General features: G+C 55.1%; 15 protein-coding genes. 7 read left to right on the top strand and 8 right to left on the bottom strand.

The genetic code is table 11. The features are described from left to right. The first annotated feature begins 89 nt into the window (after positions 1–89). On the top strand, positions 90–1055 hold the full coding sequence (locus IE102_RS05255; protein WP_189485355.1) for a DUF2971 domain-containing protein: 966 nt from the start codon (positions 90–92) through the stop codon (positions 1053–1055). Positions 1056–1081: 26 nt separating this feature from the next. On the opposite strand, the gene IE102_RS05250 is transcribed toward IE102_RS05255, so the two are convergent. After that, positions 1082–1891 carry an SGNH/GDSL hydrolase family protein gene (locus IE102_RS05250; protein ID WP_229807571.1) on the bottom strand — a complete coding sequence of 270 codons (810 nt, stop codon included), beginning with the start codon at positions 1889–1891 and terminating at the stop codon, positions 1082–1084. A gap of 213 nt (positions 1892–2104) precedes the next feature. Here IE102_RS05250 and IE102_RS05245 point away from each other — a divergent pair, with 213 nt between their 5' ends. Further along, entirely contained in the window at positions 2105–3937 is a 1833-nt protein-coding gene (locus IE102_RS05245) for an ABCB family ABC transporter ATP-binding protein/permease (protein ID WP_189485353.1), read from the top strand. A gap of 290 nt (positions 3938–4227) precedes the next feature. Here the strand turns inward: IE102_RS05245 and IE102_RS05240 are convergent, their stop codons facing one another. From IE102_RS05240 to IE102_RS05225, 4 genes are all read right to left on the bottom strand, one after another. After that, entirely contained in the window at positions 4228–6282 is a 2055-nt protein-coding gene (locus IE102_RS05240) for a glycoside hydrolase family 43 protein (protein WP_189485351.1), read from the bottom strand. A gap of 165 nt (positions 6283–6447) precedes the next feature. After that, positions 6448–7227, bottom strand: coding sequence for a 3-hydroxybutyrate dehydrogenase (locus tag IE102_RS05235; protein ID WP_189485350.1), 780 nt, complete (start codon positions 7225–7227; stop codon positions 6448–6450). 42 nt (positions 7228–7269) lie between these two features. Then, entirely contained in the window at positions 7270–7650 is a 381-nt protein-coding gene (locus IE102_RS05230; RefSeq protein WP_189485349.1) for a phasin family protein, read from the bottom strand. 148 nt (positions 7651–7798) lie between these two features. Then, positions 7799–8206 (bottom strand): Tat pathway signal protein, encoded by a 408-nt coding sequence (locus IE102_RS05225; protein WP_189485347.1) that lies wholly within the window; start codon positions 8204–8206, stop codon positions 7799–7801. A gap of 142 nt (positions 8207–8348) precedes the next feature. On the opposite strand from IE102_RS05225, the gene IE102_RS05220 reads away from it, so the two are divergent. The 3 genes from IE102_RS05220 to IE102_RS05210 are packed head-to-tail and all read left to right on the top strand — an operon-like array spanning position 8349 to position 11652. Continuing rightward, a complete protein-coding gene (locus tag IE102_RS05220; protein WP_189485345.1) occupies positions 8349–9269 on the top strand; it encodes a response regulator in 921 nt (306 codons plus the stop codon). A 32-nt stretch (positions 9270–9301) separates the two neighbouring features. Beyond that, complete coding sequence (locus tag IE102_RS05215; protein ID WP_229807570.1) at positions 9302–10450, top strand: hypothetical protein; 1149 nt, start codon at positions 9302–9304, stop codon at positions 10448–10450. Between the two features lie 38 nt (positions 10451–10488). Continuing rightward, positions 10489–11652, top strand: a complete 1164-nt coding sequence (locus IE102_RS05210) for a hypothetical protein (protein ID WP_189485342.1) — start codon at positions 10489–10491, stop codon at positions 11650–11652. Positions 11653–11676: 24 nt separating this feature from the next. Here IE102_RS05210 and IE102_RS05205 read toward each other — a convergent pair whose 3' ends face one another. The 3 genes from IE102_RS05205 to IE102_RS05195 are packed head-to-tail and all read right to left on the bottom strand — an operon-like array spanning position 11677 to position 14468. Then, positions 11677–11970, bottom strand: a complete 294-nt coding sequence (locus tag IE102_RS05205) for a type II toxin-antitoxin system RelE/ParE family toxin (protein ID WP_189485341.1) — start codon at positions 11968–11970, stop codon at positions 11677–11679. Further along, positions 11967–12248, bottom strand: coding sequence for a ribbon-helix-helix domain-containing protein (locus IE102_RS05200; protein WP_189485339.1), 282 nt, complete (start codon positions 12246–12248; stop codon positions 11967–11969). The genes IE102_RS05205 and IE102_RS05200 overlap by 4 nt, the downstream gene beginning before the upstream one ends. Positions 12249–12302: 54 nt before the next feature. After that, positions 12303–14468 carry a prolyl oligopeptidase family serine peptidase gene (locus IE102_RS05195; protein WP_189485338.1) on the bottom strand — a complete coding sequence of 722 codons (2166 nt, stop codon included), beginning with the start codon at positions 14466–14468 and terminating at the stop codon, positions 12303–12305. A 225-nt stretch (positions 14469–14693) separates the two neighbouring features. Here IE102_RS05195 and IE102_RS05190 point away from each other — a divergent pair, with 225 nt between their 5' ends. Continuing rightward, positions 14694–15314 carry a hypothetical protein gene (locus IE102_RS05190; protein ID WP_189485336.1) on the top strand — a complete coding sequence of 207 codons (621 nt, stop codon included), beginning with the start codon at positions 14694–14696 and terminating at the stop codon, positions 15312–15314. A gap of 3 nt (positions 15315–15317) precedes the next feature. Then, on the top strand, positions 15318–15623 hold the full coding sequence (locus IE102_RS05185) for a winged helix-turn-helix domain-containing protein (RefSeq protein WP_189485335.1): 306 nt from the start codon (positions 15318–15320) through the stop codon (positions 15621–15623). Positions 15624–15794 lie beyond the last annotated feature (171 nt).

Raw genomic sequence — 15794 nt, 5'->3', positions numbered from 1 at the left:
GCGCACCGTATAGGATTGTCAAATTTAAGCATTTACAGCATAATCGCCCTATGAGGGCATTTTGTTAATTTTGCCGAAAAATAAATATAATGCGCTCACCTGATATCCGATCCCGCTACATCAGACTTTTTGTCCCTTTGTCGCCTGACCGGGTCGAAAAACTCCGGCAACCCAATAGCCGTTTCGTGCATTACACATCGGCTGATGCAGCCTTCAAAATACTAACCTCTGGCGAGGTCTGGATGCGCAACGCCAGGAATATGAACGATCTTTCCGAGGTCGAGCATGGCAAGGTATGTTTGCTGCGCGCATATCATAATTCCGAAATCGGGGGCCGTTTACAGGGCTTTCTGGATGGCATTTACCCTGGTTTTTCTCAGCGCCTGATAGGGCGCTTCAACGAAAGCGCGCCACAGTTTGAAGATGATACCTATCTGACATGCCTGTCGGAACATTACCCTCACGAAGATGCTTTCGGACGCCTGTCCATGTGGCGTGCCTACGCCCCTAAAGATGGTGTGGCGCTGGTCGTAAAGAGCGCTCCGTTTCAAGCGGATAATCGCAGGCTGGGCGCCTATTCCAGCCCTGTATTTTATGGCGGCCCCGAAGCGTTTTCAGCCGATTTCAACACCAAGATTGATGAAATTATCAGCGAACGGCACATGATTGAGGCGACACCCGAACATGAATTACAAGACTGGCGGCTTAACATGTTCCTCATTTCAATACTTTGCACTAAGCACAAAGCCTTTGATGAAGAGCGGGAATGGAGAATTATTTACAGTCCTGCCGATACGCGATCCGAAGTCATTACCTCTCGGTTAGTTACCCTCAACGGCGTTCCGCAGAAAATTCAGATAATTCCATTGAGAGACGATCCCGCAAACGGACTTGACGGTACAGATCTGCCGAATTTTCTGGAACGAATAATTATTGGGCCAACAAGCAATCCAGAGACTCTGAGAAAAACATTTATTGAGATTCTCGCAAATGCCGACGTACCCGATCCTGAAAACCGGGTCTTTACTTCATCAATTCCCTTACGCATGACATAACCGTTCGCCGTTATGGGCGTGACTAACTACTCCCTCGGCGTGATGACATAGGGCGCAATCTTGGGGTCGGCCTTGACCCACAGGTCGACCACCATCTTGCCGAAATAATCTGAGCCCTTGGGGCCGGTGTGGGTGTAGTCAAAGGCCTGCGCGCTGCCCTGGCCCTGAGAGGCATCGGTAAAGACGGCAGGCACGGTCGTGCCGGTCGGTGCGGCATCGAGCACGTTCTGCGGCACCGGCTGCCCGGCTAAGGTCAGGGATTCGGCGATGCCCATGGCCTGCACCTTTGACTGTCCTTCGGCATAGAGGTCGATCAGGGTGGTATCGGTAGTCCGCGCGATCAGGCGGGTAACCTGAGCCCACGGCAGCAGGTCGTTCTGTACCTTGAAATTCTTGAAATGACGCTGAGTCAGCGGTGTGACCAAAACCGGCACAGCCCCGGCTTTTTTCAAATCATAAACGTAGTTGCGCATATTCGGGCCGAACTCGGTCTCAATATCCGTATGACGTTCCGGGCGCTTTGAGCCGTCATTGTGGCCGAATTGGATCAGCACATAGGTTTTGTCGAAATTGCCGACCGGCAGATCGGCCATGACCTTATCCCACAGGCCTTCGACGCGGTAGCTTTTGGAGGAACGCCCCCCCCGCGCCGCATTAACACAGGTCACCGCCTCGGGCTTGAATTGGGCGCAGAAGCCTTTGCCGTAGCCGGATTTGTCGGTCATGGTCGAATCGCCGACCAGTATCACCCTGATGGGTTTAAGCGCCTCGGCAGCAAACGCGGGCGCGGTCAGGCAGGTCAATGCGGCGGCGATTAACAAACGGCGGGTCAACATCGGGCAGTCTCCCATATGATTATTTATGATCAAACTCTATCGGAACTGGACAAAAATTCAAAGGCTCAAAATAAATGGCCGCAAGGTTTGGTTTTAAAAGCGCATCGCCCTATATAGGCCTGACTCCCAAAGCCCTTGCCGAAAGCGCCTGACCTGATGGCTCCTCCCGCTCCCGATACGCAATCTCCCTCAAACGCGCCCCAAAACGGGCCTATGACGCGACCCCATGCCAGTTTTCAGGGTACGATCGACTTCCTTAAGCCATACCTTTGGCCCAGGGACCGCGCCGACCTTCAGATGCAGGTTGTGCTGGCGATGGTGTTCATGCTGCTGGGTAAGGTGCTGACGGTCTTTATTCCGTACACCTATAAATGGGCCACCAATGCCTTGTCAGGTGAGGGCGAGGCGCCGTCCATGATGGGGCTTTTGATCGCCTCACCGATCATTTTAGTCGTGGCCTACGGCGTGGCGCGGTTGCTGTCCAATGGCTTCAATCAGGTGCGCGATGCCTTGTTTGCCGCGGTCGGTCAACATGCCGTGCGGGGTCTGGCCAACCGCACCTTTGTGCATTTGCATAATCTGTCGTTGAGGTTCCACTTGCAACGCCGCACCGGCGGCCTGTCGCGGGTGATTGAGCGCGGTAAGACCGGCATTGAGACCATCATCCGCCTGACCATGATGATCGCTATACCGACGCTGATTGAGTTTGTGTTGACCTCAGCCATCATCGCTAACCAGTTCAGTATCATGTATGTAGTCGTGGTCGTGGTCACGGTGGTGATCTATGTCTGGTTCTCGGTCTGGGCGTCCAATAAACGCATCCAGATCCGCAAAGATATGAACGATGCCGACACCGACTCCATGTCCAAGGCCGTCGATTCTTTGCTGAATTTCGAGACCGTCAAATATTTCGGCAATGAGCGGCTGGAGTCCGACCGCTATAACAAAGCCACCGGCGATTACGAAAAGGCGGCCATCAAGACCTATACGTCTCTGGCCTGGCTGAACCTAGGGCAGGCGATTATCTTCTCGATCGGCATGACCATTGTGATGCTGATGTCGGCCTATGAAGTGTCACGCGGCACTCAGACGGTCGGTCATTTTGTGATGATCAACGCCTTCATGATGCAACTTTCCATTCCGCTTAATTTCATCGGCACGCTCTACCGCGAAATCACCACCTCGCTGGTGGACATGGACTCGATGTTCAAGCTGCTGGATGAACCCGCCGAAGTGGTTGATGATCCCAATGCTGCAGACCTCAAAATCACCGCAGGAGCCGTGGCGTTTAAAGATGTGGTGTTTTCGTACGATGCCGACCGGCCGATCCTGAAAGGGGTTTCGTTTGAAGTCCCGGCAGGGAAAACCGTGGCGATTGTGGGCCCATCGGGTGCCGGTAAATCGACCATTTCGCGGCTTCTTTTCCGGTTTTATGACGTTAAGGGAGGGTCGATTGAAATTGACGGTCAGGATATCCGCACCGTCAATCAGGCCTCGCTCCGTCACGCCATCGGTATGGTGCCGCAGGACACCGTCCTGTTTAACGACACCATCGCCTATAATGTTGCCTATGGCCGGGCGGGGGCGACGCGCGCCGAGATCGAAGACGCCGCCGATAAGGCCCAGATTGCGGGCTTCATCGCCTCCCTGCCCAAAGGGTTTGATACCGAAGTCGGTGAGCGCGGCCTGAAACTGTCGGGTGGTGAAAAACAGCGCGTGGCTATTGCGCGCACCCTGCTCAAAGCGCCGCCGATCCTGATCCTTGATGAAGCGACCTCGGCGCTAGATACCCATACCGAGCGCGAAATTCAGGCCTCACTGGATGAGGTGTCACAAAACCGCACGACACTGGTCATCGCCCACCGGCTCTCGACCGTGGTGGGGGCTGATGAGATTTTGGTGCTGAAAGACGGCGTGGTAGCTGAGCGCGGCACCCATCACCATCTCATGCGCCAACAGGGTATCTATTACGGCATGTGGGAGCGTCAACGCGCCGCCGACGAAGCCCGCGAAACCCTCGCCAAGGTCGAAGCCCAGGTGGAGTGATGGATTCACCGCGTAAATACAGATGGTTACTGTTATTTGGCGTGGCGGCTTCGGCAGCGATGCTAATTTGTGCTGTCTACTTCAAGAGCATCCCATTATGGCCTTTTCTCCTTTTGGATTGGCTCATATTGCTGGCCTTAGGACATGGCTTTAGTCGGGCGTCCGGTGAGCTAAGAAAAGTTTTGGGGCGGTATTCACTGTGGTTTCTTGCAATATTCATGGCGTCAGGATGGGCAGCCTTAATACTGAATCCGAAGATTCTTTGACCGATCAGCGATAGTCCTGTTTTCCTAATTCGCCGACCACACAAACCGCACCCCGTCCTTGCCGTCCGATTGCGGGCCGGGGCTATCGGCAGTGATGACTTGCGTTTTCGGATCAAGGCGCAGGAATCGGTGGTTGACCAGCGACATCAGCGCCAATTCTCCGGTCGGGGTCTCGATCCACTGAAAGCTTTCCGCGGTGCCGGGTTTGCCGTATTTCAGGCTGACCGAGGCATCATCGGCCGCGCTGATATAGGTGTTGCCGAACTTCAGCGCCGCGCGTCCCAATCCCATGTCGATGACTTCAAATGACACAGGTTGTCCGGACATCAACGCGCCGCCTTTGACCGACAGGCCCGCCGGCGACTGATCGCTTTTCAGAGTGATGGTACGGCCATAGGGGATCGGTTTCATCAGCCCCTGCGGATAGGGCTCATGGATGTCGATGGCATCGAAATCGGCATAGCCGCCCTCGGCCCCCATCGTGTTGTAGTTAAACAGGCTGTAGCGCACGCCCTGAAAGGTCTTGAGCTGAAAGACCATCGTAAATTCATCACCAATCGGTGTGAAGGTCGCGCCATCGGTCGAATAGCTGAAACGGGCTTTTTCGGTCAGGAAATTACAGTCGGCCCGCAGCCACACACGCGGCGCGGTGATCCTGACGCGCGCGGTCTTGCCGGTCTGCTGATCATGGTGGGTTAGTGCCAAACCGGCAGAGGTTTTTTCAACGCCGATCCACGCATAGGGCCGGTTGAGCAGAGCCAGTCCCGCCACATCGCCGTCTTTTAACCCGCCGGTTTCCAGAATAGCGGTCGGTGTTGACATCGGCCCGATCGCACGCTGGGTCAGGCTGTTTTTAGCGTTCCAGAACGAGGTCGCGGGCAGGGATTTCAGGCGCAGAAACCCGCGCCGCTCGGTCAGCGACCATTTGCCATCCACCGGCACATGGTTCCATTGCCAGATGGGCTTCAGCGCCTCACCCGAAAAGTTGTCGCTGCGTTCATAAGGTACGTTAATCGGCTGCGGTTCTGAAGTTTTCGGCTTGACCCAGGTGCGTGGGTTGCGCCCCAGATTGCCGGGTAAACCAAAGTATGGCCAGCCGTCTTTCCATGTAATCGGCGACAGGGCCAAAAGCCTGCCGACCGAGTTATAATCCATCATCGAAAAGCCCCACCACTCACCCGCAGGAGTCTGGACGATGCCACCCTGATGCAGCGACAGACGGCCATTGGGGGCGGGGTTTGGCGGGTTGATCACATAGGGGGCGGTGTCGCTTCTGGCCCACGCATCACTCAGGCGATGCCCCTCGATCATGCCGAAATCTTCGTCAATGCTGATGGCCGGATTGACCTCGTATGGCCCCCAAATATTATCGGCGCGGGCGGCCGGCATCTTCATCCGGCCGGAAAACCATGCTGAGGTAATGAAATACTTGCCACCAAATTTATAGAAATGCACCCCTTCACCCATGCCAGCGGTAGGGGGTATGATTTCCTTTTCGGAACCGGGAACGATGTCGGTCAGGTCGTCCGTCAGTTGCGCCATTTTGATGCCCTGATAGCCCCAGATGGCGTAGATTTTACCGTCGTCGTCAAACAGCACCGACAGGTCGTGCATGGAGCGCTTCATCTCGGTGCGCGTCCACGGCCCCTTCGGGTCGGTGGCGGTGAAAATCTGGGTTTTCTGGCCGTTCACATTGCTGAAAATATAAAACGTGCCGTTGTGATAGCGAAAGCTGGGCGCCCAGATGCCCTGACCATAGATGCTCTTGCCATCTTCCAGCCGGAACTGCGGGCCGAGGTCGAGTTTGTCGAGAGCGTAAGATACAAATTCCCAGTTGACGAGGTCTTTTGAGCGCAAAATCGGCAGGCCCGGCATGGTGTGCATGGTCGTGCCGGTCAGGTAGAACCAGTCGCCGACACGGATCATGTCGGGGTCGGAAAACTCGTCGTAAAACAGAGGGTTGGTAAAGGTACCGTTGCCATTATCGGCGGTCCAGGTCTTTGGTGAAGTTGTTTGCGCAAAGGCTGGTGCGGCCATCGCACTCAATAACGCGGCTATACACACTGATTTCCAGACCATGTTCGCTCTCCCTGATGTTTTGCTTTTTCAGCTTTTCAGGGGAGACTAAATGGCTGGAAATCTGTGCGCAACCGAAAAGTCTGACAATATTAGCAAGTAGCCCCCACCACCACGCGCAAAGTGTGTGCGCGGTCCCCCTCCCCAGCAAGCTGGGGAGGTAAAAAATTATGCTGTCCATCCCCCATCGACCGAAATGTGGGTGCCGGTAATCGACTTGGCCGCGTCCGAGCACAGAAAGGCAAAGGTTTCGGCGATATCGTCTTCGTCGACGAATTTCTTGGTCGGCTGGGCGGCTAGGAGGACGTTCTTGATAACCTCTTCCTCGGTGATGCCGCGGGCCTTAGCCGTGTCAGGGATCTGCTTCTCCACCAGCGGGGTCAGCACATAGCCGGGGCAGACGCAGTTGCAGGTAATACCAAACTCAGCGCCCTCAAGGGCAATCGTCTTGGTCAGGCCTAAGATGCCGTGCTTCGCTGCCACATAGGCCGACTTGAAGGGTGACGCCACCAGCGAGTGCGCTGAGCCCATATTGACGATCCGGCCCCAGCCTTTTTCCTTCATGGCCGCAAAGCTGTGGTGAATGGTGTGGTAGGCCGAGGTCAGGTTGATCGCGATAATGGCGTCCCACTTGGCGGCGGGAAATTCCTCAATCGGGGCCACGAACTGGATGCCGGCATTATTGATCAGGATATCGACCCCGCCCAGTTTCGACTGTGTGGTTTTCACCAGATCCTCGATCTGATCCGGCTTGGTTAAATCCGCACCGTGAAAGCCGACCTCGACGCCATAATCTTTGGCCATAGCCGCCCGGATGGCCTCGATCTCTGTGGCGTCACCCAGACCGTTGAGCATGACATGGGCGCCCTTGGCGGCGAGCGTTTTGGCCACAGCCAAGCCTATGCCGCTGGTGGAGCCGGTCACCAGGGCGGTTTTACCTTTTAGCATGGTTTAGTCCTTTAGAATGGGGAGGTTGAGGACAGGTAGACTCTATTCAGAGGGCGGCGTTTCGCTAGGTGGGGTGTCTGGCACATCGCCCTTGACGATGGACTTGGCGTTCGCGGCGGTATTTAGCGCCTGCTTACCGCATTGTTCGACAAACTGCATGGTCGTGCGGGCCTGATTTTCGGAATATTTGACACAGGTTTGCGTCCATTCTTTTTGCAGGTCGGTTAACCCTTGCGGATCACGCACGGCGGAGGCCTCTTTCATCAGGCGCACCGTGTCCTCGGCAAAGGCCGTGGTCTGGGAGGCGTAACGGTGCGATGAGGCGGTGATCATCTCAACCAGATTCAGCAGGCTGCGCGTCGCAAGCTGCTGCTGCGCACCCATAAGTTTCAGGCCTTGCTCGAATGGTCCGTGGTTAGTCATGGCGCAACCTTTCCCCATAAGGTGAAGCGAAAGGGTATGTTAGAGCGCATCCTAAAAAGTGTGAAGCGGTTTTTGGATAAGATGCGCGACGATACACAGAAAGGGCATTGTTGCGCCCGCAAAGGGCTTTTTCGTGGCAGATGCTGGATTAGTTGATCATCATCGTGCCAAGCAGCACGGTAGCCCCTGAACGCTTTAACACCTGATCGGTCGCGATCTGAAGCTCACGGGTGATAAAGCCCGGATCAACGAGGCTGTTTTCGCGCAGGCGCAGGCCATAGGACTGAATCCGGCTGACATAGGCATCGCGCAGACGGGGGATATAGGCGGGCACCAGTTCCGCCAGTTTCGGGTCTTTGACATCAAGGCCCATCTCAATAGTCATGGTCGAATGTCGCCCGTCGCGGCGCGGGATAAATACGCTGATCGGCGTCAACTGAGTAAAGCTGGGCCCTCCGCCTTTTTTCTTTTCCTTAGGCGCACTGGCCAGAGCCTGCGGTGCGACCGAGGCGAAGACTGGGAAAAGCAAGGCAGAGATAAGGGCGCGACGTTTCATGGCTTCACACTAACAAACCTTGGTTTATTTTGAGTAAGCCATCATGCTTAATTTCAATTAACTCTGATTTATCAAGGCTTAAAGCTTGAATTAACAGGTTTGCTATAGTCTTTTACGCATCTGCACAAGATCATACGGGCTAATGTCAAACCTGACCTACCAAACCTTGCGCGCGCAGCGAAAGATCAATCCGGCGACAGTGAACATACTGGTCGTTGAGGATCATGATGCCTCACGCCGCATGATTTTGGAGTTACTGCGCGGCGCCGGTTTCACGCGTCTGCTGCCTGCCCGCTCGGCCGAAGAGGCCATCGGGTTTCTGACCTCGCACAATCCGGATCTGATGGTTCTTGACTGGGAACTACCCGGTATGTCCGGCGTTGATCTGGTACGGGCCATGCGTCAGGCGGCGGTCAAGGATGATCCGCGGTTTCTCAATCCGCGCCTGCCGGTGCTGATGCTCACCGGACGGCAGAAGTCTCAGGACGTTACCCATGCCCGCAACTGCGGCGTAGATGAGTTTGTCATCAAACCGTTTTCGACGTCAGTACTGCTCAAGGCTGTGCTGGCAGCCCTGACGCGTAAGCGCAATTTCGTCGTTTCAGCCAATTATATCGGCCCGTGCCGTAGGCGCAAAACCCATACGACCTATCAGGGGGTTCTGCGCCGGATCGACGATATTGAAAAGTCCGCCGACAATCTGCAGCGCGAGATATTCCAGCAAACCCTGTCGGTTGAGCTGAATTCTCTGCGCGTTCTGATGCAGGCGCGCGGTGGACTGGATAAGAAACTGCTCGACTACATGGTCGGGCGGATTATGCACACCGAAAAGCGGGCGCACGCGCTACGCCTTGGGTTGATTGAACAGGCTACACACTCTTTAAACGATTATGCGGTAGCATTGGGTGAAGATACCGACCCCGAAGTGGTTGATATCCATCTGGATACACTTATCCGGTTGAATGAGATTGATCTCGCTGACCACCGCGAGGCCGCAAAGACCGTGCAGCATCTCGAACGCCTGGTAAGTAAGCGTAAGAAGCACCGCAAACTGACTGCCTGAAAGCCCATTATATGAACGCGTCCGCTCGGAAAATGAACGACAATGCCGCCGGGATGCAAACGGCCACCGGTCGTGATGTACGCAATCTGGCCAGTCTGGGCGAGACGGCATCGACCAGCCGGGTGCTCAACCTGTCGCAGATTTACCTGAGCAGTGCCAAGGACAAAGACTATCTGATGAAGCCCTTTTTCAAGGACTCGCAGATGAATAAGGCGATACTGGTCAAGCACACCCTGCGTTCAAATGAGCGCATGTTATTTTCCCGCCATCGCCGCACCGCCACCAAGGTTATCCTGCCGTTTGATCCGAATGACCTGAAACTGGGCGGCCGTTCGGTCTTCGTCAATCAGATCGGCTTCGACAGTTTTGCGCGCAGCTATTTCAACACCGACGACTTCAATCAGAACTACGATGTTCAGGTTCTGAAACTGCTGGATGTGCTGCCGTCACTTGATCCGTTTCTGGTCCGTGAGCACCTGTCGCGCAGCGGCTATAAACCGGCGCCGTGCTACCTCAAGATTTCTCCGGTCGATGTCCAGCAGATGATCGGCTTTGCCAATGCCGAGATTGAGCGTCTGGTGATCACCGCCTTTGGCGAAGCCCTGCAATATCGCTCGGTCAAGCTGGCCGGGAAAATTCTGTCCAATGAACTGGATAAGGAACTGTGGCCGCTCAGAGCTACCTTGCGCATGACCGACGAAGAATTCTCCGACGGCATTTTTTCATGGCGCGGGTTTTTGTATTTCAAATGGCGCCATATTGAGCTTCAGGAAGAGATGCGCAAAGTGCTGGACGGGCTGGCCAATTATCAGCCTTACAACACTTCAGAAGACAGCCTTAAAGAATACCTTAAGGAAGCCCGACCGCGTCTGGCGCGCAGCATCGTTGAAGCCATAAAGCGCGTCGGGCGGACGCTGGCCGTCTATGATCAGGCCTATGCCGCGTTAGTCGAGCAGAAAAACCCCGGCCCGTTCCGGCACTTTCTGATGGACGGCCCCAGCCTGTTTTATGAGCTGGGCGAGAATATCGGGATTCTGGGCCACATCGGTTCCTTCTGGAAATACCGCATGGTCCAAAGCGGTCCTCACATGCGGATGTCGGCGCCGGAATATGTCGATGTCCTCATGGATTTCGAGGACAGCCTGCTCAACATCACCCAACATGACAGCGTGGCCTTTTAGGATGGCCGCGCCCCCCTTCGCGTAACAAAGAGTACCCTATGGCCGCACTGGCAAAAGCCTTAACTCAGAGCCATTTCAAGACGACGCGCGAAGTGCGTAATCTTGGCAATCTGACCTTTACCTCGGCCACCAGCCGGGTGCTGAACCTGTCGCAGGTCTATGTCTTTTACGCGGATGATCCGACCTATAAGGAACAGCCGTTTTTTGAAAACAGCCAGCTTAACCGCGCTATTATCCTGAAACACAGCCTGCGGGTTAACGAGCGCGGACTTTATCACAATCAGCGCCGTCAGGTCACCAAGGTCATTCTGCCGTTCGATCCGCATGATCTGCGTCTGGGCGGGCGGTCGTTTTTCATCGACCAGATCGGCTTTGATCAGACGCTTAAGACCTATCTCAATATGGATGATCCAGGCAAAAGCCCGGACGTGCGTATTCTGAAATATCTCGATCAGTTGCCCTCGCTTGATCCGTTTCTGGTACGCGACACCCTGGCGCGCAAAGGCGTCAAGCCTGCTCTATGTTATCTGCGCCTGTCCTCAGCCGACCTGACGCGAATGGCCAGTTTCACCAGTGCGGAGATTGAGCGTCTGGTGCTTGAAGCCATCGGCGTTGATGCCGGTAAGGCGTCACTGAAACTCGGCAACAAGATTTTATCGGACAAGCTCGACCTCGAACTGCGGCCGCTGCAAAAGGCGCTGGGGATGTCCGACGAAGAATTCCGCGACGGCATATTCTCATGGCGCGGATTTCTGTATTACAAGTGGCGACATGTTGAGCTTCAGGACGAACTGCGCGAAGTGCTGACGGGCTTGGGTTCCTACCAGCCGTCGGGGTCGTTCGATGAACTGACCAAGGATTATCTGCGCAAAGCCCGCCCACGGATTGCGCGCGGCGTGGTTGATACCCTGACCAGAGCCGGGCGCACCCTGCACAGCTATGACACCGCCTATAATGCGCTGGTGCGCAGCCGTGATCCGGCGCCGTTCAGGCGCTTCCTGTTCAATGGCTTAAGTCTGTTTGCCGAACTGGGCGACTCGATCGGGACGCTCAATCACGTCTCGTCGTTCTGGACGTTCCGGATGCAAAAAACCCAGAATGGCCGCAAGCAGCTATCGAGCGCGGAATTTGCCGATATCATGATGGATTTCGAGGCCAGCCTCGCCCACGCCATCAAGAACCGCCATAGCCAGAATAATTAGATCTCAATTAGAACAGGCGCACAGTCACACGACAAACATCTGCGCATTGATATCGCGGGCACTATGCAGGACACGAACAATCCTTAACTCGGATGCCGTGCCCGCATAGAAAATAAGGTAGCGCTGAAACGGGGCCCGCCGAATATTGTCTCCCAATGTAACTATGGCCGGGTAAGCGGCCGGCGTGTCGATCAGGGCCCGGCAGGCCGCGTGAATTTCCTCGATAAAGGAAAGGGCACGCGCAGGATTATTGAGTGCAATAAAGTCGCCGATATCTTCGATATCCTGCGCCGCAAATTTCGTCAGCGTGAAAATCATTCGGCATCTGTTGAGGCATGGCTTTCAATCAGTGCGCTGTACTTGGACTTCAGCCGTGAATAAACATCCTCGGCAGACACTGTGGGGCTTTCCAGCCCCTGACGGATAAGCTGGCGCAATTCGTCGGATTCCAACTCATTTACCCTGCGCTTGAGTTTCCAGTCGCGCAGGGCTTCACGAATAACTTCGCTGGTGGTCGAATACTCCCCCGAAGCCACGGCAGATTTGATCGCCACCAGCATGTCACTGGGCAGGGCTATACTGATTTTATCGACCATGGGCGCCTCCTGCGCCAACGGTAGCAAAAATTCATACCCGCCTCAAGATGCAGACTATTTGTCCATCAGCTTTTGCATCAGATAGGTGTACTCGATGGCATTTCTTTTGGCGGTTTCGCGTAGGTTAGCCGCCGCCGCATGGCCGCCGTCGATGTTTTCGTAATAAAGAAACGGCAGGCCCATCTCCTGCATCTTCGCCGCCATCTTACGGGCATGACCGGGGTGGACGCGGTCGTCCTTGGTCGAGGTAACAAACAGCGGTTCCGGATATTTCACGCCGGTCTTCAGGTTGTGGTAAGGCGAGATCGATTTCAGGAACGCGCCTTCGACCGGATCAGCCGGATCGCCATACTCACCCATCCAGGACGCCCCGGCCAGCAGGGTATGATAGCGCATCATGTCAAGCAGGGGCACCTGAATGACGACCGCGTTCCACAGATCAGGCCGCTGGGTCAGTTGCACGCCCATCAAAAGCCCGCCGTTTGACCCGCCCATGATGCCGAGACGACGCGGCGAGGTCAGTTTGGCCGCGATGATATCCTCGGCCACCGCCTGAAAATCATCAAAGATACGCTGACGGTTAGTTTTCAGCCCGGCCTCATGCCACTGCGGCCCGAACTCCCCGCCGCCACGGATATTGGCCAGGACATAGGCCCCGCCGTTCTCCAGCCACAGCTTGCCCATGCCGCCGGAATAGGACGGGGTCATGGCGATCTCAAACCCGCCGTAGGCATAAAGCAGTGTTGGGGTATTGCCATCCAGCTTGGTATCCTGACGCGCCACAACAAAGTAAGGCACTTTGGTGCCGTCTTTGGAGGTCGCCCAGCGTTGATCGACCTTAAGGCCCTCAGCGTTAAAGCGGGCGGGGCTCGACTTGATCTTTTCGGCCTCACCGGTGCCGGCATCGGCGCGGTAAAGGGTTGACGGTTGGATGAACCCGGTCGAATAGGCGAAAATTTTATCGGAATCGTCATCGGCCGATGACACCGACAGGGTGGCATTTTCCGGCAGTTTGATGGCCTTATAGGACCACGCGCCACCCTTATAGCTGTAGCTTCTGACTTCACCGGTCACATTGGACAACAGTTGCAGGACGATGTGGTTTTTGGTTTGGGCAATACCTTCGACCGACTGGTGAGCATCCGGTGTAAACACGGCCACCGGTTCGATGTTTTTCGGGTCTTTCAATCCGGCCTTAAGGTCGAACGCGATCACGCTGCCGGAGGTGAATTTGGTACCCTTGGCACTCGTCCAGTCATCTTTCAGGCTATAGACCGCCTGACCTTCATAATAGGCCGACATTTCCGAGGTGAGCGGCAGGGGGAAGCTGACCGGGCCGTCAGATGTGATGAACTGATCAATGACCTCAAAAAATGACGGGCGGCGGGTCTGCATGTCCATGACATAATTGCCGTCGATGTCGCGCAGCACAGAACGATAGGCCATCATGTCGGCCGCATCGCCCCGGAAGATTTCTTTGGCGTCGTCAAGCTTTTGGCCGCGTTTCAATTCGCGGGTGACATAGGCATAGCCCGACGGCGTGACCTCCCCCGGTGTCCATTCGCGCGACACATAAAGCGTGTCCTTGTCCTTCCACACCACGACCTGCTTGCCTTCGGGCAGGTCGAAGCCGCCGTTCACAAACGACTTGGTGACCGTGTCGTATTCGCGCACGGTCACAGCATCCTTGCCGCCGTTCGACAGACTGATCAGGCAGCGGGTCTCATCGGGCGGCAGGCAGTTGGAGCCCTTATAAACCCAGTTTTTATCTTCGGCCTTCGACAGGGCGTCGATATCTAGGATGGTTTCCCACACCGGCTTATCGGCGGCGTAGGCGCTCCAGTCCGTGCGCCGCCAGATGCCGCGCACATGGTCGGTGTCCTGCCAGAAGTTATCGACCTTACCTCCCTTGGCAAAGCCTGGTGAGGCGATACGGTCCTTGGCTTCAACGATTTTGAGCACCGCCTCACGGTTTTTCTCAAAACGCGGGTCTTTCATCAACTGGGTAAGTGTGCGGTCATTTTGGGCGCGCACCCAGTCGAGCGCTTTTTCACCCTCGACCTCTTCCAGATATTGGCGCGGATCGGAAGCTTCGGCGGCAATCGTATTTTGTGTGGTCATTTCAGCCCTGACAGTCGCGGGCGACAGCACACCCATCAGCATGCACAGGCCCAGAAACGCGCCCTTATGAGCGCCGGAGAGGAGTTCGGTCTTAGTCATATAGGATAGCTTCGCCCCACAACAATGAAAGCCATAACCTTATTCGCAGAAATGCGGCAGGTTTCGTTGGGTATGAAACTAGAGCGCTAAACAATGTTTTGGCAAGATAACAAATCTGTAATCTCGGACCCATAAAAAGCACTTTACAAAATAAAGTTCTTTTGCAATTATAAACTCATGCTCAGGATGGGCGGGAATAATCATACGGCAAGGAGGCCGCGTAACATGTCAGATCCTTTGACGCTGAAAAACGATATCGATTATATGAAGGCCCTGGCTCAGGACGGCGGGCGCAGACCAATTATTAATGGCGGGTCCTTGTTCTGGGCAGGCATCACGTTTGGGGCGGCCAGCCTTATTCACTACGGCTTCTGGACTGAAGTGATCCCTATGCCCAATCCGTGGTTTAGTGCCGTCAACTGGCTGGGTGCCGGTCTGATCTATGCCGTTCTGGCCGTATTGAGTATTCGGGGTTCGATCAAAAAATACGGCCACGGCGGCTCCATGAATGTCGCTATCGGCAATATCTGGTCAGGCATTGGCTTTGCCATCTTTGTCATTGCCATGTGCCTGATCGTGGCGGGTACGCATCTGGAGCAAATGGAAGCGACCATGTCCATGCTGGCCCCGGCCATCCTTGTGCTATATGGCCTCGGCTGGTGGATAGTGTCGGCCATTTCCGGTCAGGGTTGGCTGAAATTCGTCTGTTTTGGGGCATTCTTAGGTGCCGCTGGCACCTCCTTCATGGCCGGTGAGCCTGAGCAGTTTCTGGCCTATGCCGCGTGTTTGATCCTGTTTGCGACTGTGCCGGGTCTGGTCATTATGTTGCAGGCCAAGAAAGTCTGAGGCATGGACGATTTTAATATCGAGCGTATCGACGATGTCATCCACGGGCGGTTAAGGCTGGGGGTCATGGCCTATCTGTCGACCGCCGGATCGGCTGATTTCACGACGCTCAAGCAAAAAACCCAGTCGAGCGACGGCAATCTGTCGGTACAACTGCGCAAACTTGAAGAGGCCGGGTATGTCGAGATCACCAAGGCGTTTGTAGGCAAGAAACCGCAAACGACGTTGATCCTGACTGAAACCGGACGCGCCGCCTTTGTGGCCTATCTTGAGGCCATGCGCAAACTGATTGATGAAGCGTCTCCCTGATTTAAAACTATCCTTGGCCCAAATCTTATCCCTGATCATTGCGTCCCTGTAATCATCAGAAACTTGAAAGCCCCCGGCGCGTTTCGGGGGCTTTTCTTTGTTTGGATGCTACTAAATGTCCTGTTGCTCTTTTTCATCGGTGAATTTTATTTTTTGCGAAGGATTTTCAGA

The organism is Asticcacaulis endophyticus (assembly GCF_014652575.1).
GTDB lineage: Bacteria > Pseudomonadota > Alphaproteobacteria > Caulobacterales > Caulobacteraceae > Asticcacaulis > Asticcacaulis endophyticus.
The sequence above is the reverse complement of the archived record's forward strand: the minus strand, read 5'-3'. Positions and strand labels throughout refer to the sequence as shown.